This window comes from Tatumella morbirosei (assembly GCF_000757425.2).
Lineage (GTDB): Bacteria > Pseudomonadota > Gammaproteobacteria > Enterobacterales > Enterobacteriaceae > Tatumella > Tatumella morbirosei.
In genome coordinates, this window is record NZ_JPKR02000004.1 from 399,271 (window position 1) to 419,847 (window position 20,577).

Below are 20,577 nucleotides of genomic sequence, written 5' to 3' on the forward strand. Positions count from 1 at the left end.
CAATTTACTGCGCTTCATCACATATTTTATTTTTTTTAGAGAATAAAATAACTCCGTGAATGAATACACTTTCCTGACACCTGCGTGGCTTTTTTATCATAACAATGGCAGGTGCGGGACCTTTGAGAAAGATGTAGTTCAACGGGAGGTAGCAAGTGACTATTGCTATTGTGATTGGTACTCATGGTTGGGCGGCAGAACAACTGCTGAAAACCTCAGAAATGCTATTAGGTGAACAGGGAAACGTCGGCTGGATTGACTTTGTTCCCGGCGAGAATGCTGACACGTTAATTGAAAAATATACTGCGAGGTTAACTGAACTCGATACCAGTGAAGGTGTGCTGTTCCTGGTGGATACCTGGGGGGGCAGCCCGTTTAATGCCGCCAGCCGCATTGTGGTGGATAAAGAAAATTATGAAGTCATTGCCGGGGTTAACGTCCCTATGCTGGTCGAAACCTTTATGGCAAGAGACGATAACCCGACCTTTGCCGAACTGGTCGCACTGGCACTGGAAACCGGTCGCGAAGGTGTCCGGGCCCTGAAGCATCAGCCGGAAGAAGCCGCAGCCCCTGTGGCGGCACCTCAACCCGCCAAACCTGCCGTGGCCGCCCCGGCTAAACCTATGTCCGCCAGTGATTATATGGTCATCGGCCTGGCGCGTATCGATGACCGTCTGATTCATGGTCAGGTGGCGACCCGCTGGACCAAGGAAACCAATGTGACACGTATTATTGTGGTCAGCGATGAAGTGGCGGCTGATCAGGTGCGTAAAACATTGCTGACTCAGGTGGCTCCTCCCGGAGTGACGGCTCATGTCGTGGATATCGCCAAGATGCTGCGGGTGTATAACAACCCTAAATATGCCGGCCAGCGGGTTATGCTGCTGTTTACCAATCCAACGGATGTGGAACGGGTGGTCGAAGGGGGAGTGAAAATCACCAGCGTGAATATTGGGGGTATGGCGTTCCGTCAGGGTAAAACCCAGGTGAATAATGCCGTTTCTGTTGACCAGAAAGATATCGAGGCGTTCAAAAAACTTAATGCCCGGGGCATTGAGCTGGAAGTCCGGAAAGTCTCAAGCGATCAGAAACTCAAAATGATGGATCTTATCGGCAAAGTGAGCCAGTAGCCCTGGCCGCGGTGTCGCATTATCAGTTTAACCTCACAGGAGAAGTACAATGGAGATAACGACCCTTCAGATTGTACTGATATTCATCGTTGCCTGTATTTCCGGCATGGAGTCGATACTTGATGAGTTTCAGTTTCACCGTCCTCTGGTGGCCTGTACCTTAGTCGGTATAGTGCTTGGTGATATGAAAACCGGGATTATTATCGGCGGTACCTTAGAAATGATTGCTTTGGGCTGGATGAATATCGGTGCCGCGGTGGCCCCGGATGCTGCCCTGGCGTCAATTATATCCACCATCCTGGTTATTGCCGGGCATCAGGGTATCGGTGCCGGTATCGCGCTGGCCATTCCTCTGGCGGCGGCCGGCCAGGTATTAACCATTATTGTTCGTACCATCACCGTCGGCTTCCAGCATGCGGCCGATAAGGCGGCGAATAACGGTAACCTGACGGCACTCTCGTGGATACACGTTTCGGCATTACTGCTGCAGGCGATGCGTATTGCTATTCCTGCGGTCATTGTGGCTATTTCGGTCGGTACCAGCGAAGTGCAGTCTATGCTCAGCTCCATTCCGGAAGTCGTCACTAACGGCCTGAACATTGCGGGCGGCATGATAGTTGTGGTCGGTTACGCCATGGTCATTAATATGATGCGTGCCGGCTATCTGATGCCTTTCTTTTACCTGGGTTTTGTGACCGCAGCCTTCACCAATTTCAACCTGGTGGCGCTGGGTGTTATCGGGGCGGTCATGGCGGTGCTGTATATCCAGCTCAGCCCTAAATATAACCGTTCTGCGGCACCGGTGTCGGCGGCAACAAACAACGACCTTGATAACGAATTAGATTAAGAGGTGAGAGAAATGGTTGATACAGCTCGTCCTACAGAGAAAAAACTCACCCCCGGCGATATTCGTGGTGTCTTTATCCGTTCAAACCTGTTTCAGGGGTCATGGAACTTTGAACGTATGCAGGCGCTGGGGTTCTGTTTTTCGATGGTTCCGGCTATCCGCCGGTTGTACCCGGAAAATAACGATGCCCGTCGTCAGGCTATCAAGCGTCATCTGGAATTCTTTAACACCCATCCTTATGTGGCGGCGCCGGTACTGGGCGTAACACTGGCGATGGAAGAAAAACGTGCCAACGGCGCGGAAATCGATGATGCGGCGATAAACGGTATCAAAGTCGGTCTGATGGGCCCACTGGCCGGGGTCGGTGACCCGATTTACTGGGGAACGGTTCGTCCGGTATTTGCCGCTCTCGGGGCAGGGATTGCGATGAGTGGCAGCCTGCTCGGACCTTTACTGTTCTTTGTGCTGTTTAATATTGTGCGCCTGCTCACCCGCTATTACGGCGTGGCTTACGGATACCGTAAAGGGATTGATATCGTCAAAGATATGGGCGGTGGCTTCCTGCAAAAAATGACGGAAGGGGCGTCGATTCTCGGCTTATTTGTCATGGGGGCTTTGGTTAACAAATGGACCCACGTCAATATTCCGTTGGTGGTGTCAACTATCCGGGATCAGAACGGTGCTGAACATGTCACCACCGTGCAGACGATTCTCGACCAGTTGATGCCAGGTCTGGTGCCGTTATTGCTAACCTTCGCCTGTATGTGGCTGCTGCGTAAGAAAGTGAATGCGCTGTGGATCATTATTGGTTTCTTTGTCATCGGTATTGTAGGTTATGCGATAGGTTTGCTGGGTCTGTAATCTTAGTGTTTAAGCGGGGGCGGTCAGCCCCCGCTATGTTTTGGAGTGCTTATGTCGCTGACCGAGGTGGTTCTGTTGCTGTTTGTGGTCTGCCTGATGGGCTGGTTACTGTTTGATGAAGTGGTGACCGGCTGGCTGAAAGGGCCGACAACGCTGAAGGTGGGGTTATTACGCGGCAAGCGGATTGACGGGGCCATTTTTATCGGGCTGGTCGCGATATTGCTCTACAACAATATCCATAACCAGGGGTCAGCCCTGACCAACTGGTTGTTGTCGGTTCTGCTGCTGGCGGGTGTCTACCTTGTCTGGCTACGCCGGCCGATGTTGTTATTTAAACCCGGGGGATTCTGGTACTCTTCGTTGTTTATTCCTTACTCGCGGATTCAGAAAATGAATCTGTCAGAGGACGGGGTGTTAGTCATTGGTCTCGAATCACGTAATCTGCTGATCCGCGTACGAAACATTGATGATCTTGAACAAATTTACCGCACTATGGTGGCAACACACGGCTGAAAGCCGTGTTTTACTGTCCTTTATTACCCAGACCCCATTCCTCCTGATTCCTAAAAGCGCAAAAAATCTCATAATTTGTTTGGTTGTTATCGCCGGCAACGGCACAATAGCCTTCATTATTCCGCTCTGCCTGAGCATCGCAGAGTCTGGCAGTTTTACGCTTACTCAATGGACGTATGTACTATGAAAATTGCTATTGCCGGTACCGGCTATGTCGGGCTTTCTAATGGTATTCTGCTGGCACAACATAATGAAGTGGTCGCATTAGACATCGACCAGGCCAAAGTAGATAAACTGAATAACGGTATCTCTCCGATTGTTGATACCGAAATCGAACATTATCTGGCGACCAGACAGCTGAACTTTACCGCCACCACAGATAAGCAGCAGGCGTATGCCGGCGCCGATTATGTGATTGTCGCCACGCCAACCGATTATGATCCGGTCAATAACTACTTTAATACCAAAAGCGTTGAGTCGGTGATTAACGATGTGCTGGCGATTAACCCGCAGGCAACCATCGTGATTAAGTCGACTATCCCGGTGGGTTTTACCCGCGATCTGAAACAGCGTCTTGGGGTAGGCAATATTATATTCTCGCCTGAGTTTCTGCGCGAAGGTCGTGCGTTGTACGACAACCTGTACCCGTCCCGTATCGTGGTTGGCAGCCAGACCCCTGCCGGAAAACGCTTTGCCGAGCTGCTGGTGGAAGGTGCAGAGAAAGAAGATATTGCGGTACTGTTTACCGATGATACGGAAGCCGAAGCGATTAAACTGTTTGCCAATACTTATCTGGCGCTGCGCATTTCCTACTTTAATGAGCTGGACAGCTATGCCGAGCACCACGGCCTGAACAGCCGTCAAATCATCGAAGGTATCGGTCTGGATCCGCGTATCGGCAGCCATTACAACAATCCGTCTTTTGGCTATGGCGGTTACTGCCTGCCGAAAGATACCAAACAGTTGCTGGCTAACTATCACAATGTGCCAAACAACATTATCAGTGCGATTGTTGATGCAAACCGTACCCGTAAAGATTTTATCGCCGACAGTATTTTAAAGCGTAAACCGAAAAAAGTGGGTATCTATCGGTTGGTGATGAAGGCCGGTTCAGATAATTTCCGTGCCTCGGCGGTGCAGGGCATTATGAAGCGCCTGAAATCTAAAGGCGTAGAGGTGATGGTCTATGAACCGGTGCTGAATGAACCGCTGTTCTTTAATTCGCCGGTGACTCATGATGTGAATGAGCTGAAACAGCAGTGCGATGTGATTATTGCCAACCGTCTGGTCGACGAACTAAAAGATGTCAGTGATAAAGTCTATACCCGCGATCTGTTCGGCAGCGATTAAGTTTTTGTGAAAGAAAGCCCCGCCGCAGTGATCTGTTGTGGGGTTTCCCGATATTCTGAGTAAATCTCTCCGCGAAGAACATAAATTCAACTATTTAGTGATCTGGCCAGAAAATACTGTCTTTTCTGATGATTGCTCACGTCAGACTATGTCTACACTATCTCTGTTTCCGAAAATCAGCGTAGTCGTATTCAGGTGCGTCGATCAGAAATGATACGACTGATTAAAAGTGTGGGACAATAACAGTTGATCGCATGCCTGCGATCAACTGTCACTATTGAAAGTGACCGGTGGTGAGAAAATTGATCAGCCCTATGCTGTTGTGGACGGATGGCTAACTATGAAAATTGTGGTAACTGGTGGTGCCGGATTCATCGGTTCCGCAGTGGTAAGATACCTTATCAGGCACACTTCTGATGAGATAATTGTCATTGATAATCTGACTTATGCAGGCCATCTGTCCTCATTATCTGAAATCGCTGGCAACGAAAGATTTCGGTTTGAACGTCTTGATATCTGTGACAGAAAAGGCATAGAGGCGCTGATACTAAAGGTGCAGCCTGATGTGATAATGCATCTGGCCGCAGAAAGTCATGTAGACCGGTCTATTGATGGTCCTGCAACATTCATTAATACCAATATTGTCGGTACCTATAATTTGCTGGAAGCTGCCAGGTGCCTGTTGAATCAACGGGGGCAGGGGAGTCGAAGCAATTTTCTGTTTCATCATATCTCTACCGATGAGGTATACGGAGATCTGGATAATCCAACGGATTTCTTTCGGGAAGACACTCCATATGCACCCAGTAGCCCCTATTCGGCCTCAAAGGCTGCCAGTGACCATCTGGTGCGGGCATGGCACAGAACCTATGGCCTTCCGGCGATTGTGACCAATTGCTCAAACAACTACGGTCCCTATCATTATCCGGAAAAACTGATTCCTTTGACTATCCTGAATGCCCTGGAAGGAAAAACTATTCCTGTTTACGGCGATGGTAAACAGATCCGTGACTGGTTGTATGTCGATGACCATGCCCGCGCTCTGTATCAGGTCATAACCCACGGGAAGCCAGGAGAAACCTACAACATCGGTGGTAACAACGAACATACCAACATCGACGTTGTGACCCGTATTTGTGATCTGCTTGAAGAGTTACATCCGGTTAAACCGCAAGGGGTGTCACATTATCGGGAGTTGATTACTTATGTTACTGACAGACCCGGTCATGACAAACGTTATGCGATAGATGCGACTAAAATTAAATCTGAGCTGGGCTGGGAGGCTCAGGAGACTTTTAGTAGCGGATTACGTAAAACCGTACAATGGTATCTTGAACATACGGACTGGTGGCAGGCGGTAAGAGACCAAATGTCTGAAGCCTGAAGTCCCGGGGCGGATAATGATGAACACAGGAGAACTAATGAAAGGAATAGTGTTAGCAGGTGGAACCGGATCTCGTCTGTATCCCATAACCCAGGGGGTCTCTAAACAGTTGCTGCCGGTCTATGACAAACCGATGATCTACTATCCAATATCGGTCCTTATGCTTTCAGGTATCCGTGATATTTTAATCATCACTACGCCGGAGGATAATTCCTCTTTCAAACGTTTGTTGGGTGACGGGACGGCTTTTGGGGTTAATTTCAGTTATCAGATCCAGTCAGTTCCGGCGGGTCTGGCAGATGCGTATTTAATTGGTGAGGAATTTGTACAGGGCCAGCCTTCCGCATTAGTGTTAGGCGATAATGTTTTTTTTGGTCAGGGATTTGGCAGTAAGTTATCAGATGTCGCTCAGCGCACTTCAGGGGCGACAGTGTTTGGCTACCAGGTAAAAGATCCGCAACGCTATGGCGTGGTTGAAATAGACGAAAATACCAAAGCCCTTTCCCTGGAAGAAAAGCCGTTATTACCAAAATCTAACTGGGCGGTGACCGGTCTCTATTTTTATGATGAGCAGGTCGTTGAAATGGCGAAACGTGTTAAGCCATCTGCGCGTGGCGAACTTGAGATAACCTCGATTAATCAAATGTATCTTGAGGCCGGTCAGCTAAATGTCGAACGTCTGGGACGTGGTTTTGCATGGCTGGATACGGGGACTCACGAGAGTCTTCTTGATGCATCTCAGTTTATTCACACGATAGAAGAACGGCAGGGTTTTAAAGTGGCATGCCTTGAGGAGATTGCCTTCAGAAATGGCTGGTTAAGCAAAGAACAGGTTGCGGAACAAGCCAAAAGACTGGATAAAACGGGCTACGGGCAATATCTCGGACAGCTTATTGCTGGTTTTTGATATGAAGATACAGGATACGTTAATCCCGGATGTTAAAATCATCCAGCCGTCTGTTTATGACGATAATCGGGGTTTTTTCTTAGAGACTTTTCAAAAAAAACGTTATCAGCAGGCCCTGAATATTAATTTTGATTTTGTACAGGATAATCACTCCCGTTCTGCCAGGGGAGTTCTGAGGGGGATGCATTTTCAGAAGAAAAATCCTCAGGGTAAATTAGTCAGAGCTGTACAGGGTGAAATTTATGATGTGGTTGTTGATATACGAAAAGATTCTTTAACTTATGGGAAGTGGGTAAGTGCGAACTTATCTGAGACTAATAAATTCCAGTTATGGGTTCCTCCGGGACTGGCTCATGGGTTTTTGGTTCTGTCAGAAAGTGCCGATGTAGAGTATAAATGCACTGCGGAATATGAAGCCAACTATCAAATGAGCTTATTATGGAATGATCCTGATGTGGGAATTATATGGCAAACAGATTCCCCTTTTCTTTCTGAAAAGGACCAGCAAGGAGTATTGCTGAAGAATATATAAATGAAAGTTCTTCTTTGCGGCGGAAATGGTCAACTTGGAAAATATCTGCAAAGAGAAAGTCCACAGGAATGGCAAGTCACAGTCACCGGGAGAGATGAGTTAGACATTAGCGATCTTTCTGCAGTTGATATTTTTATCAGTGAACTTTGCCCGGATTATATTATTAATGCGGCAGCTTATACGGCTGTGGATAGGGCAGAGTGTGAGCCTCATCTGGCTGACGCTGTTAACCATCAGGGCGTCAGGAATCTGGCCCTGGCAGCGAAAGCGGCCGGAGCAAAATTAATCCATATTTCGACTGACTATATTTTTGATGGCCTGGCTGAGTCAGGCTACAGCGAATGTGTTTTACCAAACCCTGTCAATACATATGGGGCAACTAAGCTGGCCGGAGAAGAAATTCTTAAACAAATATTGCCCGGGGCTTTGATAATTCGCACCAGTTGGGTGTTTAGCGAGTTTGAAGGGAATTTCCTGCGCACTATTTTGCGTGTCTCCGGTGAAAGAAACTCTGTAAATGTCGTGTCGGATCAGTTTGGTTGTCCAACGTATGCAGGTGATTTGGCTAAAGCGATAATAGTTTTATCACAATCAGTAATATCGGGGGGGACATTTAATTTTTGCAATTATCCACCCGTTAGCTGGTATCAGTTTGCTGAATGTATTATTGATCAGGCTTTTGTTCAGGGATATCTGGCCGTGAAACCAGAACTGAATGCCATTAAAACGGCTGAGTATAACAGCGTTGCGGCCAGGCCAAAAAACACCAGTCTGGACTGTCAAAAGATAAGCCAGTATTTAGATTTATCGGACTGGAAACCATCGGTTGACTGGATTATTAACCGTCTGGTCGAAGAACTGAAAGATGTTAGCGATAAAGTCTATACCCGCGATCTGTTCGGCAGCGATTAAGTTGTCGTGAAAGAAGGCCCCGTCGCAGGCGTATTGCTACGTTACGTGCTGCGGGGCCTTACTTTACTCCCTGTTATACTGCAGCATCCGGGGTGCCCTCTGGCATCCTTGCCAGTACTGACACCCCTTCAGGGAGTCACTGCTTAGATATGAAGTCATAAGACATGTTTTGCTTAACAGCGGGATCGCTGATAAGTGATTACCTACTACTTACTTCTTATTTCTTACTTCTTACTTCTTACTACTTACTACTTACTTGTTACTTCTTCTTCTACTACTTCTTCTACTTCTTCTTCTACTTCTTACTGCCACTGCTTTCCTGACTTAACAGGACACCATGAAGTCTTGCGCAGACGGGCTGCTTATTGCTGATGGTTCTTACGGTCGGCCAGTAATTCATCAACAAACCGGGTATCTGCCGACTGAGTCGCTTCTATGCGGGCGATTGCATCGCTGAATTGCGGCAGATATTTTTTATGAGCGTATAACAACTGGTCCAGTACCTGGCGGGCGGTATCTCCGGCACGAATGAGTGGATTGATGGTGAAAGCATGCAGAGCCGCGCCGTAGTCACCCGTCACCGCGGCTTCAATCACCGTCTGCTCCATAGCTTTCATCAGTTGTACCATGCCGCGTGCGGCAGGGGGCAGGGTTCCCCATGTCAGAGGCTCGGCACCATGCGAGGTAATATAGGCAGAGACTTCTGCGATACAGTCATAAGGCAGGTCAGCCAGCGCACCGTTATTACGGGTGCTGACCACCATCAGTTTCCGGCTGTCGTTGTAAATTGATTCAATCAGGTCACAGGCCGCATCACTGTAATGAGCACCACCACGCTGCGCCAGTTCCGGCGGTTTTTCTTTCAGGTCCGGATTTTTATACATTTCAAACAGACGACTTTCGGTGGCTTTGACCACTTCGGCGCGGGTGGCGTAGTTTTCGAAATCTTCAACCGCATGCCCCAGCATCTGTTGTTCCAGATAATAATAGCGATGGTAACCGCAGGGCAGCAGACCGAGATGGCGAACCTGCTCAACATTAAACGGAATCTGATGAATATTGGTCAGGCCTTCGTTTTGCTGTTGTTGTGCATAAATCGCTTCCAGCAGGCCGGCGGTTCGCTCCGTTCCCTGTTTATCCCACACGCGATGCCAGTGGAAGTGATTCAGCCCGGCAAATTTAAAGAACAATGACTGTTCCGGTTGGTCCAGCAGCGTCTTTGCCTGCTCAATATGGCTGAACGGCACATTACACAGGCCGATAGTTTTCTCCCACTGACCGTAACGGATAGCCGCTTCGGTGACCATTCCTGCCGGGTTAGTGAAGTTAACCAGCCAGGCATTTGGACATTGCTGGCGCATATCTTTAATAATATCGAGGATGACCGGAATGGTACGCAGTGCTTTCATAATTCCGCCTGCGCCATTGGTTTCCTGACCCAGGTAACCATGGGCTAAAGGAATACACTCATCTTTCAGCCGGGCTTCCAGTAATCCAACGCGGAACTGTGTGGTGACAAAATCGGCATCTTTCAGTGCGGCTTTGCGGTCTAACGTCAAACGTACCTGCCAGGGGAGTCCGGCAGATTCAATCATCCGTCGGGCCATGTCGCCGACAATTTGTAACTTCTCTTTGCCTTCCTCAATATCAACCAGCCAGATCTCTTTGATCGGTAATTTATCTTTGCGGAGAATAAATCCTTCTATCAGCTCCGGGGTATAGCTTGAACCGCCCCCGATAGTGACTATTTTCATTCGGCTTCCTTTCTCTGTGAGGTGAGTGAATTGAATTTCTGATACAGCGCGACAATCTCTTCCGCCATTTCTCTGCACAGCATGGCATTCATGATATGATCCTGAGCGTGTACCATAATCAGGCTGACCGGTATTTTGCCGCAGCCTTCATCCAGGCCTATCAGTTGGGTCTGGCTGTTATGACACTGCCGGGCCGCCAGGGTAGACTGTTGCAGACAACCGGCGGCCTGTTCCCACTGGCCGCTACGGGCCGCCTGAATCGCTTCCATGGCGAAGGATTTAGACTCTCCGGCGCACAGAATTAAGTTGATCATCATTTCTTCGGTGATATCCATATCAGACTCCGCTGTTTTGTTCTTCGGCCAGTAAACTCCGTTCATAAAGCTTGCAGAACGGGTAGTAGATCAGTGCCGAGCTGCACACCAGCACCAATACCAGCAGTGCGGCATTAATATCCCAGCCGGTCGCCCAGGCAGCACCTATCGGGCCTGGCGAGGTCCAGGGGGCCAGTGAGACAATATGCGCCACCAGACCATATTTAATCGCAAACCACGCCAGTACCGCATTCACCACCGGGGTCAGGATAAACGGGATAAAGAACAAGGTGTTCATCACTATCGGGGAACCAAAGATCACCGGCTCATTGATGTTAAACAGCGAGGGAACCAGCGAGATTTTCCCGATAGAACGCAGATGGGCAGATTTACTGCGCAGGTACAGCAGTACCAGCCCGAGGGTGGCCCCGGAACCGCCGAGGGTAATAAAGAAAGCCCAGAAGGGTTCGACAAAAATATGTTCTGCCGGCAGGCCACTGGCCAGTTTGCTCTGGTTAATCCCAAGATTCGTCAGCCAGAATGCCTGTAGGAAGCCGCTGACAATGGTCGCGCCATGAATCCCCGCAAACCACAGCACGTGGCAGATAATGACCGCGATGATTACCGCCGGTAATGAGTCTGAGGCGGATAATAACGGGCTGAACAGCGCCATAATGGCCTGCGGAATCAGCATGCCGCTAAGTGACTGTACGGCCAGGCTGACCGGAAACAGGATTAACAGCACCAGTGATAAAGGAATTAACTGATTAAATGATTTACGGATATTATCCGGCACCTGCTCAGGCAGGCGGATACCGATGTTTTTCTGGTGTAAGACGCGTGACAGTTCACAGACCAGCACCGCGACAATAATGGCGGTGAAAATTCCGGAGCCGCCCAGATAGCTGCTCTCCATGGTGCCATTGTTCAGCGGGCAGCAGATCAGTAAAAAGGCGACCAGTGCCAGCAAGGCGGTATTCAGCCCCTCCAGTCGGTAGTGCCGCGCCAGGCAGTAACTAATGGCCGGGCAGATATACACCGACATAATCCCCATGGTCATATTATAGGGGGTGAGGAGCTGCTGTTTGTATTCGGCCGCTATATATAGCCAGCCGCGGGCAATAAAAAACTGGTTGTCTTCAGAAAAGGGCGGGTAAGCAAATATCAGTATAAAGGAACCGATAATCATAAATGGCATCACCGCGATAAACCCGTCACGGATGGCCATAATATGCCGCTGAGATGATATTTTGGCGGCAACCGGTAACATTACCTGCTCCAGCGAAGAAAACATGCGGTTAATATCCATATTTCCTCCGGGATTACATTGCCAACGCCGATTCCAGCACTTTATCGCCGCGCATCATGCCATAATCCCGGATATCGATAACGGCAACCGGAATATTCAGTGGCGCCAGTTTTTGCTGCACTTCGGCCAGTTTATATTTAACCTGGGGTCCCAGCAGACAACAGTCGATATTGGCAAGGTGGGAGTCTAATTCGTTGATACTTATGGCATTGATTTCTACGTCAATCGCCTGGTCTGCGGCATATTTCTGCATCCGGCTCACCAGCATGCTGGTGGACATTCCTGCGGCACAACAAAGCAGTATATTTTTCATGTTCATTCCCTGAGTACGTGAAATTCATCCTGAATGAAAATAATGCGCTATCGGGTTTATACAGGTTCTGATTAATTTATAGTGTGCGGAAAATCACATGTGGAAAATATAACCACTGTTTTTATTTTTATTATGGCCGACTGGTGAGTGATAACTTTTACCCGAACCATTAATTTATTTTTATTTTTGACTAAAGAAATTCCGGCTGTCGGAATAAACAGTGAAATATTTCAGTGTTGTTGTTTATTCGTGAAACACTCTGTATCCGCAGGCTCAGTTTTCACTTTTGCGGTTAGCGCAATTATGAATTGCAATCATAGTAGTTTGACCCGCGGCTGAGCTGTGCTTTACTAACAGGTGAGCTGTGCTGTTACATTCAATCATCCAGTCTGACCCGGTGGGGACCTGCACCTGTCGCCGGGTATCGTAGTTTCTAAAAATTATTACAGGAGTCTTTATGCCCGTAGCTCTACTGGCACTGGCACTGAGTGCGTTTGCTATCGGAACCACTGAGTTTGTGATTATGGGATTACTTCCCGAGGTGGCAGGGAATCTGCAAGTCTCCATCCCGTCAGCCGGCTGGCTTATCAGTGGCTATGCGCTGGGGGTGGCGATAGGGGCGCCGATTATGGCGTTGGTCACGGCGCGTCTGCCCCGTAAACGTACCTTATTGCTGCTGATGCTGATTTTTATTCTCGGTAATCTGATGTGCGCAATGGCGCCCAACTATCATCTGCTGATGCTGGCCAGAATCGTGACCGCGCTCTGTCATGGCGCCTTTTTTGGTATCGGTTCTGTGGTCGCGGCCAGCCTGGTGGCCCCTAATCGTCAGGCCTCAGCCGTAGCGCTGATGTTTACAGGGCTGACGCTGGCTAACGTTCTGGGCGTTCCTCTCGGAACCTGGTTCGGCCAGCTGTATGGCTGGCGTGCCACCTTCTGGGCGGTAGGCGGCATTGGGGTGCTGGCCTTTATCGGGCTGGCGCTGAGCCTGCCGGTTAACCATGAAGAAAAACCGGTCGACCTGATGAGCGAAATCAGTGCGCTGGCCAACGGCAAACTCTGGTTATCGCTTCTGATGACCGTGTGCTTTGCCGCAGCGATGTTTGCCTTGTTCAGCTATATCGCGCCGCTACTGTTGCAGGTGACCGGAATCAGTGACAAAGGGGTCAGTTGGACACTGTTCCTGATGGGGGCAGGCCTGACGCTGGGTAATATCCTGGGCGGACGGCTGGCGGACTGGAAAGTCTCTTTCAGCCTGTTGTTAAGCTTCACCCTGATTGCGGTATTTTCGCTGGTGTTCCGCTGGACCAGCAGCGAGATCTGGCTGGCTGAAATTACGCTGTTTATCTGGTCGATGGCGACGTTCTCGACCGTACCGGCGTTGCAAATCAATGTGGTACGCCATGGTAAAGATGCCCCGCATCTGGTCTCTACCCTGAACATTTCCGCCTTTAACCTGGGGAATGCCATTGGGGCATGGCTGGGCGGACTGGTGATTGGCCGTGGCCTGGGGCTGACCTTTGTGCCTGTCACCGCAGCAGCACTGGCCGTTGTCGGCTTACTGGTTGCGCTGCTTATCTTCCGTGGCGGGTCGCATGCACCGGCGCAGGAGCTGCGCCAGCAGTAACCACTTGCGTCAGCGACCGCCAGCCGGCAGTAGCTGATGTTCAATCTGCCGGACAAATTGTCCGGCCTGTTGTTGCAGGTGGCGAATAAATGCCCCGGTCAGCGCGGATGCTGGCCGGTGTAATGGCCGGATCAGGCTGACAGTAAACGGCACACTAATACTAAAACGTCGCATGACCACCCCACGCCCGGCGTAATCCAGCGCCGTCAGCGGATTAATAATCGATACCCCAACCCCCGCTTTCACCATGGCACACACCGATGCCGCACTGTGCGTCTCCATGCGCAGCATCCGGCTGACGTGCTGTTCGCGGAACAGATTATCCAGTAACTGCCGGTAACTGTCGTCTTTAGACAGGCTGATAAACGGCAATCCGGCAAAATCGGCTGGCGTCAGTTGTTGTCTGGCGGCCAGCGGATGCTGCTCCGGTAATACACAAACTTCATCAACGGTCAGTAGCGGTAGCCGCTCGGTACCTGCGGGTACGCTGTGGGTTTCGGTCATTCCCAGATCATAGCGCTGGGCAGAGAGCCACTCCTCAAGTAACGGCGATTCCCGGGGAATAATATTCATACTGACCGTCGGATAGAGTTCCAGAAACGGCTGGCAAAGTGCCGGTAGCAGAGACTGGGAGAAGGCTGGCAGGCAGGCCACCGAGAGTTCTGCCTGGTGAAAATCCCTTAATCCTTCGGCCACTTCACGTATCCGTTCCATACCATACCAACTGCGTTCGACCTCTTCGAACAGTCGTAACCCTTGTACTGTCGGTTGCAGCCGTCCACGTACCCGGCTAAACAGGCTGACGGACAGTTGATGTTCAAAACGGGCCAGTTCGCGGCTGAGGGTCGGCTGAGAAGTATGAAGGAACTCGGCCGCCTGGGTGAGGTTGCCACGGGTCATGATGGCGTGGAAGATCTCAATCTGACGCCAGTGTATTTTTTGCATAACTCAGAATACCAAAAATGCCCCGTTGACACGGGGCAGGGCAGGAGCAGAGGTGGCTCAGAACATGGTGTTAGTGTTGGCCGAGGTCGCCGGCACATCCTGGACCGAGTCCCAGTGCTCGACAATTTTGCCGTGTTCTACCCGGAAGATATCGACGATGGCACGGCCACGGTCGTCAGCATTTTTTACCGAATGAACCCGCAGGAACACCCGGTCACCGTAGGTGCCGTACTGGGTGATTTCAGAATGGGCCTGCGGGTTCGCCTTGAAATATCCGGCGAAATAACTGACAAACGGGGCACGCCCGTCAGGAACATGCGGATTATGTTGTTTATATCCCGGCGATAAGTCACGGTCGGCCGCCTGTAAATTGTGCTGGTTAAAAAATTCCTGATAGAACTGGTAAACCAGCTTCAGATTCTGGTTTTCCTGTTGCAGGTTCCGTGCCGGGCTGTTGTCTGATGGCGGTGGAAAGGGCTGACTGGCGGCGGCCAGGGCGCCGGCCGAACAGAACAGACTGACTGCCAGGATAACTGCATGCTTCATAAATTAATCTCCGTTTATTTCACAGAAGAGCCTCTGCCGGTGTCCGGTTCAGCTCTGACGATTCTGGTAGAGATCCCAGCGGTTACCGTACAAATCTTCAAATACCACCACGGTGCCGTACTCTTCTTCGCGCGGGTCTTCGCAAAACTGAACACCGGCTTTTAACATCTTATGGTAGTCACGCCAGAAATCATCGGTCTGCAGAAACAGGAACACTCTGCCACCACACTGGTTCCCGATAAATTCGGTTTGTCGCGGCTCAGACGCGCGGGCAAGCAGCAGATTGCAGTCGCTGTCCGGGTTAGGGGTCACCACCACCCAGCGTTTGCCGGGTTGCGGAGTATCTTCCACCAGAGTAAAACCCAGGCTGTGAGTATAGTAGTCAATCGCGCGGTCGTAATCGTCGACCACAATCGCCACATAGCCCATACATCTTTTCTGTGTTCGCAACGGAGGATTCCTTAGATAAGAACAGGTCAGGGGCGGCCAGAAGACAAAGCACTCAGGCAACCCATATCAGAAGTAAATAGATATCAGATGAAATGATATTTTTCAATATGGTCAGGCTGTGGCTTACTGTGGCTATCAGCACAGGAGAATAAAAATTATGCCACGCCCGTTAACCACCACCGACACCGCTCTCAACCAGCAAAACCTGCTGCCTCTGGCACAGCGTTATCAGGGGCCATTCTGGGCCTATGATGGCGAAGTGATCCACCGGCAGATCGAAAAGCTCCGTGACTTTGACGTGATCCGTTTTGCCCAGAAAGCCTGCTCAAATATTCATATTTTACGGCTGATGCGCGCCGCAGGCGTTAAAGTGGATTCGGTTTCGCTGGGAGAAATTGAACGGGCGTTAGTCGCCGGTTATCCGGCCGGAGGGGACGATATCGTGTTCACTGCTGATGTGCTGGATAATGCGGTATTACACCGGGTGGCTGAGTTGAAAATTCCGGTGAATGCCGGTTCGATAGATATGTTGCATCAACTGGCGGAAGTGTCTGCCGGTCATCCGGTATGGCTACGGATTAACCCGGGATTTGGTCATGGCCACAGTCAGAAAACCAATACCGGCGGTGAAAACAGTAAGCACGGTATCTGGTATCTGGCACTGAATGAAGCCTTACAGGTGGTCCGTGACAAAGGGCTGACGCTGGCGGGTCTGCATATGCATATCGGGTCCGGAGTCGATTATCAGCATCTGCAACAGGTATGTGACGCGATGGTTGACCAGGTGATTAGCAGTGGAGCCGATGTTCCGGCCATTTCTGCGGGGGGAGGATTATCCATCCCTTACCGCTATGCGGAAGCAGAAATCGACCCGGCGCACTATTACACCCTGTGGAACGGTGCGCGTCAGCGGATTGCCGATCATCTGGGGCACCCGGTCACCCTGGAAATTGAGCCGGGGCGTTTTCTGGTGGCGCAGTCCGGGGTGTTGGTCAGCCAGGTCCGTGCGGTGAAACAGATGGGAAGTCGCCATTTTGTGCTGGTGGATGCCGGGTTCAGTGACCTGATGCGCCCGTCGATGTACGGCAGTTATCATGAAATTTCGGTGATGCCCGCCGACGGACGTCAGGCTGACAGCAGCGTGACCTTTGATTCAGTGGTGGCCGGCCCGTTGTGTGAGTCCGGGGATGTGTTTACCCAGCTGGAAGGGGGCATGGTGGAGCCTCGTACACTGCCTCAGGTCAGCGTTGGCGATTACCTGGTATTTCATGATACCGGGGCGTATGGCGCATCTATGTCGTCAAACTACAACAGCCGGCCGCTGATCCCCGAAGTATTGTTTAGCGAGGGGCAGCCGCGTGAAATTCGTCGCGCCCAGACCATCGGTGAGTTGTTAGCACTGGAGTCAGAGACCCGCCAGTAATGGCAGGCGCCGGGCGGTTTAGCCCGGCTGATCGTTATATCTGGCGACCGAATGGCGGATCACCAGGGTAGGGTGAAACAGATGGGTGACCGGCGGAGCGGGTTCGTTCTTCGATAATGCCAGCGCCAGTGCGGCCGCCTGTTGGGCCATGGTGACAACCGGATACCGGATAGTGGTAAGACGAGGCCGCAGGTAACGGGAAACCAGCACATCATCAAAAACCCATCAGTGACATCTGCTGTGGTACCTGAATGCTGTTGTCATTGAGTGCCGCCAGCGCCCCTGCCGCCATGGAATCGTTATAACAGGCGACGGCGCTAAACTCTTTACCCTGGGCCAGCAAACTGATCATGGCCTGCTCGCCCCCGGTTTCGTCCGGCTCGCCGAAGGCGACCAGTTGTCGGTTGGCCGGAAGCTGATGATCGCTCAGAGCGCGGTAATAACCCGCCAGCCGGTCACTGGCATCTGAAATTGCGTGGTCAGAGCAGATAAACGCAATATTTTCATGGCCCTGCTGAATCAGATGGCGGGTGGCCAGCCAGCCTCCGTAATTGTCATCCAGCGCAATGCAGCGCTCTTCGAAGCCTGGCAGGGTGCGGTTAATCAGCACAATCCCCGGGATATAACGCATTAATTCCGACAGTTCATCATCCGGTATTTTTTTAACATGCAGCACCAGGGCTTCGCACTGATGGCGGATCAGTTGCTGAATGGCCAGCCGCTCCTGATGTTCATCGTGGTAGCCGTTACCAATCAGCAGGAAGTTATTGGTCTGGCTGGCAACTTCATCCACCGCTTTTACCATCGCCCCGAAGAAGGGATCCGCCACATCCGCCACGATAAGACCAATGGTCGCCGTGGTTTGTTGGGCCAGTGCACGGGCATTGGCGTTGGGCTGATAATGCAGTTCCTGCATCGCTTCCTGTACTGCCTGGCGTGAAGCTTCACTGGCTTTCGGCGAATGGTTGAGCACGCGTGAAACAGTGGCGACTGAGACGCCGGCGAGTCTGGCGACATCCTTTATCGTTGCCATGATGGGATTCCGGGAAAACGTTTACACATTGGACCAGTGTTACGGAAAAGCCGTCGGACTGCAAGCTGAGAAAATGTCGGCTAACCCGCAAATTTGATTTAAATAGTCAGGTTTTTCAGAATAATGACAGCGGTCCGGTGAGGCAGTGGCGCACAGCACCGGGTGGGCCTGGCAATCTGCAGGGGAGTGCGTAGAGAGTGCAATGTATTTGAAGCGTTAATCTCTAAATAGCTGCTTACATTTTGCGGACAACTGTTGCGTTTATGTTGTAGAGAGAAACAGTGGAAACCTGGTAAATTAAAGGTCCCAGAGGTATTGATGGGTGAACATCAAAAGTTTTGATTACACCAACCTGCGCTGAAGCGCAGGTTTTTTTTTGCCTCCGGTTTCTCATTTCTTCCGTTGCCCTGATATGCTATCAATGTTCACTCTCATTAAAGATTACCAACTGATACACACTTTCGCTGTGATCCTGCGGGTAAATTCATTATAAGACTGTGTTAATACGCCTTATTATTCATAATTCAGCGGAATGTTATGCCCCGGATAAAGAAGATACTGGGAAAAGACCAGATCAAATCAACGTTTAACCCTTTTCGTTTTCGCCTGGTATGTCTTGGTGTCGTAGGTTGCCTGGTATTTCTGGTACTGCGGGTAGGTGATTTGCAGTTACTGGATCATCCGATGCTGGAAAAAGAAGCTGACCAGCGTTCGCTACGTGAGGTCGTGTTGCCGACCAACCGTGGCACCCTGCTGGACAGAAACGGTGATACCCTGGCACTGAGCGTGCCGTCGCGGGATATTATTGCCGATCCACTCAAGGTGCTGGAAGCAAACCCCAATTTTTACGACCCGAAATGGGCCTATCTGGCGGCGGCACTGGATATGCGTCCTGAGCAGCTGGCGGCACAAATCACTGCCAGTCCGAAAAAACGTTTCCTCTATCTGGGCCGGAAAATCGAACTGGGTATCGCCAAAGACATCAGTCAACTGCATCTGACCGGGATCTCTTCGGTTTATGATGACAGCCGTTTTTATCCGATGAGTGATGCGGCAGCCCCGCTGATTGGCATTGTCGGTGCCGATAACAGTGGTCTGAACGGTATCGAGAAGAGTTTTGACAAAATTTTGCAGGGTGAACCGGGGAAAGAGAAGTACCGCCAGGATCGCCACGGCAATATCATTTCGATGATAAGTTACCAGCCACCCACCCAGCCGCCGACGGTACAGCTGAGTATCGATAAGTTTATCCAGTACACCATGTACAGTAAGCTGCGTGACGGCGTGTTACTCAACAAAGCAGACTCAGGTGCCGCGGTGATGGTGCGGGTAGACACCGGGGAAATCCTCGGCATGGCCTCTTATCCTTCGTACAACCCGAATAATTATGAAGATGCCACTCCGGCCCAGATGCGTAATGTCGCGATTAACGACAGCTTTGAGCCAGGGTCTACCGTTAAACCGCTGGTGGTGATGGAAGGATTGCAGCGCCATCTGGTTCGTCCGGATTCGGTGATTGATACTACCCCTTATACGGTGAATGGCCATCTGATTCGTGACGTCGGACACTGGCCGCGGCTGACCATGACCGGCATATTGCAGAAGTCGAGTGATATCGGGGTATCCCACATTGCGCTGGCGATGCCGGCAGAAGTGTTGGTGAATACTTACCGTTCCTTTGGTTTAGGCAGGCCAACCGATCTGGGGCTGACCGGTGAAAGCACCGGTTACTTCCCGCTGCACCGCCAGCGCTGGGCGGATATCGAGCGGGCGACGTTTGCGTTTGGTTATGGTTTACGTCTGACTCCGCTGCAGATTGCCCGTGAATACGCCACTCTGGGTTCATTCGGTATTTATCGCCCGTTATCGATAACCAAGGTTACCCCGCCGGTGGAAGGGACCCGGGTGGCCGATGAAGATGTGGTCCGTAGCGTGGTGCATATGATGGAAAGTGATGCATTGCCTGGTGGTTCAGGGGTCCGTGCCGCAGTACCTGGCTATCGTCTGGCGATTAAAACCGGTACCGCCGAAAAAATGGGCAGTAATGGTAAGTATGATGGCGGATATATTAACTATACTGCCGGGGTCGCTCCCGCCAGTCATCCGGTGGTGGCGTTAGTCATCATGGTGAACCACCCGACAGCAGGTACTCACTTCGGGGGGACGGTGGCCGCGCCGATTTTCGGTAATATTATCGGCCCGGTGCTGAAGTATCTGAATGTTCCGCCGGATGCACTTTACAGTACCAATGCCAGCCTGCCGCCGGGCACGGATACCTCAACTCCCGCCGATTAATCAACGGTGTACCGCAGACGGCGTCGTGGGACGAGATGTTCCCGGCGCTGCCTGCGCTGTTGTATCCTTCGGCTGGCCGCCCACTCTACTCGCCAGTGATAATAATCGGTCATTGTCATTGGCCGTTTCAGC

The 20,577-nt window shown here is 50.9% G+C and carries 19 protein-coding genes and 1 pseudogene; 12 read left to right on the forward strand and 8 right to left on the reverse strand.

All coding sequences use genetic code 11. The annotated features are described in order from the left end of the window. Nucleotides 1–155: 155 nt before the first annotated feature. The 9 genes from manX (at nt 156) to rfbD (ending at nt 8,436) form a co-directional block, all read left to right on the forward strand. The gene (manX, locus tag HA49_RS13125; protein ID WP_038018191.1) at nt 156–1,130 is read left to right on the forward strand and encodes a PTS mannose transporter subunit IIAB; all 975 of its coding nucleotides are present in this window, start codon (nt 156–158) and stop codon (nt 1,128–1,130) included. A 49-nt stretch (nt 1,131–1,179) separates the two neighbouring features. Continuing rightward, nucleotides 1,180–1,977 carry a PTS mannose/fructose/sorbose transporter subunit IIC gene (locus HA49_RS13130; RefSeq protein WP_038018194.1) on the forward strand — a complete coding sequence of 266 codons (798 nt, stop codon included), beginning with the start codon at nt 1,180–1,182 and terminating at the stop codon, nt 1,975–1,977. A gap of 12 nt (nt 1,978–1,989) precedes the next feature. Continuing rightward, the gene (locus HA49_RS13135; RefSeq protein WP_038018198.1) at nt 1,990–2,838 is read left to right on the forward strand and encodes a PTS mannose transporter subunit IID; all 849 of its coding nucleotides are present in this window, start codon (nt 1,990–1,992) and stop codon (nt 2,836–2,838) included. Nucleotides 2,839–2,889: 51 nt separating this feature from the next. Beyond that, nucleotides 2,890–3,351: a DUF986 family protein gene (locus HA49_RS13140; protein WP_038018202.1), complete on the forward strand. Its 462-nt coding sequence runs from the start codon at nt 2,890–2,892 to the stop codon at nt 3,349–3,351. 183 nt (nt 3,352–3,534) lie between these two features. Continuing rightward, nucleotides 3,535–4,701: a nucleotide sugar dehydrogenase gene (locus HA49_RS13145; protein WP_038018205.1), complete on the forward strand. Its 1,167-nt coding sequence runs from the start codon at nt 3,535–3,537 to the stop codon at nt 4,699–4,701. Nucleotides 4,702–5,041: 340 nt separating this feature from the next. After that, a complete protein-coding gene (rfbB, locus tag HA49_RS13150) occupies nt 5,042–6,085 on the forward strand; it encodes a dTDP-glucose 4,6-dehydratase (RefSeq protein ID WP_038018207.1) in 1,044 nt (347 codons plus the stop codon). A 37-nt stretch (nt 6,086–6,122) separates the two neighbouring features. Next, nucleotides 6,123–6,992 (forward strand): glucose-1-phosphate thymidylyltransferase RfbA, encoded by an 870-nt coding sequence (gene rfbA / locus HA49_RS13155; protein ID WP_038018210.1) that lies wholly within the window; start codon nt 6,123–6,125, stop codon nt 6,990–6,992. A 1-nt stretch (nt 6,993) separates the two neighbouring features. After that, a complete protein-coding gene (gene rfbC / locus HA49_RS13160) occupies nt 6,994–7,524 on the forward strand; it encodes a dTDP-4-dehydrorhamnose 3,5-epimerase (RefSeq protein WP_038018213.1) in 531 nt (176 codons plus the stop codon). Continuing rightward, nucleotides 7,525–8,436 carry a dTDP-4-dehydrorhamnose reductase gene (gene rfbD, locus HA49_RS13165; protein ID WP_046791830.1) on the forward strand — a complete coding sequence of 304 codons (912 nt, stop codon included), beginning with the start codon at nt 7,525–7,527 and terminating at the stop codon, nt 8,434–8,436. Nucleotides 8,437–8,798: 362 nt separating this feature from the next. Here rfbD and HA49_RS13170 read toward each other — a convergent pair whose 3' ends face one another. Genes HA49_RS13170 through HA49_RS13185 form a run of 4 tightly spaced genes read right to left on the reverse strand, consistent with a single transcriptional unit; the run spans nt 8,799 to nt 12,126 of the window. Continuing rightward, a complete protein-coding gene (locus tag HA49_RS13170; protein ID WP_038018216.1) occupies nt 8,799–10,190 on the reverse strand; it encodes a 6-phospho-beta-glucosidase in 1,392 nt (463 codons plus the stop codon). Continuing rightward, complete coding sequence (locus tag HA49_RS13175; protein WP_038018219.1) at nt 10,187–10,525, reverse strand: PTS lactose/cellobiose transporter subunit IIA; 339 nt, start codon at nt 10,523–10,525, stop codon at nt 10,187–10,189. Before HA49_RS13175 ends, HA49_RS13170 begins: the two co-directional genes overlap by 4 nt. 1 nt (nt 10,526) lies before the next feature. Further along, nucleotides 10,527–11,813, reverse strand: coding sequence for a PTS sugar transporter subunit IIC (locus HA49_RS13180; RefSeq protein ID WP_038018222.1), 1,287 nt, complete (start codon nt 11,811–11,813; stop codon nt 10,527–10,529). A 13-nt stretch (nt 11,814–11,826) separates the two neighbouring features. Then, nucleotides 11,827–12,126 carry a PTS sugar transporter subunit IIB gene (locus tag HA49_RS13185; RefSeq protein WP_038018225.1) on the reverse strand — a complete coding sequence of 100 codons (300 nt, stop codon included), beginning with the start codon at nt 12,124–12,126 and terminating at the stop codon, nt 11,827–11,829. A 457-nt stretch (nt 12,127–12,583) separates the two neighbouring features. Here HA49_RS13185 and HA49_RS13190 point away from each other — a divergent pair, with 457 nt between their 5' ends. Further along, nucleotides 12,584–13,753 carry an MFS transporter gene (locus HA49_RS13190; RefSeq protein ID WP_038018228.1) on the forward strand — a complete coding sequence of 390 codons (1,170 nt, stop codon included), beginning with the start codon at nt 12,584–12,586 and terminating at the stop codon, nt 13,751–13,753. A gap of 9 nt (nt 13,754–13,762) precedes the next feature. Here HA49_RS13190 and HA49_RS13195 read toward each other — a convergent pair whose 3' ends face one another. Genes HA49_RS13195 through HA49_RS13205 form a run of 3 tightly spaced genes read right to left on the reverse strand, consistent with a single transcriptional unit; the run spans nt 13,763 to nt 15,694 of the window. Then, nucleotides 13,763–14,698 carry a LysR family transcriptional regulator gene (locus tag HA49_RS13195; RefSeq protein ID WP_038018231.1) on the reverse strand — a complete coding sequence of 312 codons (936 nt, stop codon included), beginning with the start codon at nt 14,696–14,698 and terminating at the stop codon, nt 13,763–13,765. 57 nt (nt 14,699–14,755) lie between these two features. Continuing rightward, nucleotides 14,756–15,244, reverse strand: coding sequence for a nuclear transport factor 2 family protein (locus HA49_RS13200; protein ID WP_038018234.1), 489 nt, complete (start codon nt 15,242–15,244; stop codon nt 14,756–14,758). 48 nt (nt 15,245–15,292) lie between these two features. Further along, a complete protein-coding gene (locus HA49_RS13205) occupies nt 15,293–15,694 on the reverse strand; it encodes a VOC family protein (RefSeq protein ID WP_038018238.1) in 402 nt (133 codons plus the stop codon). Between the two features lie 157 nt (nt 15,695–15,851). Between HA49_RS13205 and lysA the strand changes: the two genes are divergently transcribed. After that, nucleotides 15,852–17,117, forward strand: a complete 1,266-nt coding sequence (gene lysA, locus HA49_RS13210) for a diaminopimelate decarboxylase (protein ID WP_038018241.1) — start codon at nt 15,852–15,854, stop codon at nt 17,115–17,117. An 18-nt stretch (nt 17,118–17,135) separates the two neighbouring features. On the opposite strand, the pseudogene galR reads toward lysA, so the two are convergent. Next, nucleotides 17,136–18,150: pseudogene (gene galR, locus HA49_RS13215) on the reverse strand (HTH-type transcriptional regulator GalR). Between the two features lie 537 nt (nt 18,151–18,687). Between galR and HA49_RS13220 the strand changes: the two are divergent. Then, a complete protein-coding gene (locus tag HA49_RS13220) occupies nt 18,688–20,445 on the forward strand; it encodes a penicillin-binding transpeptidase domain-containing protein (RefSeq protein WP_038018243.1) in 1,758 nt (585 codons plus the stop codon). Nucleotides 20,446–20,577: the final 132 nt, after the last annotated feature.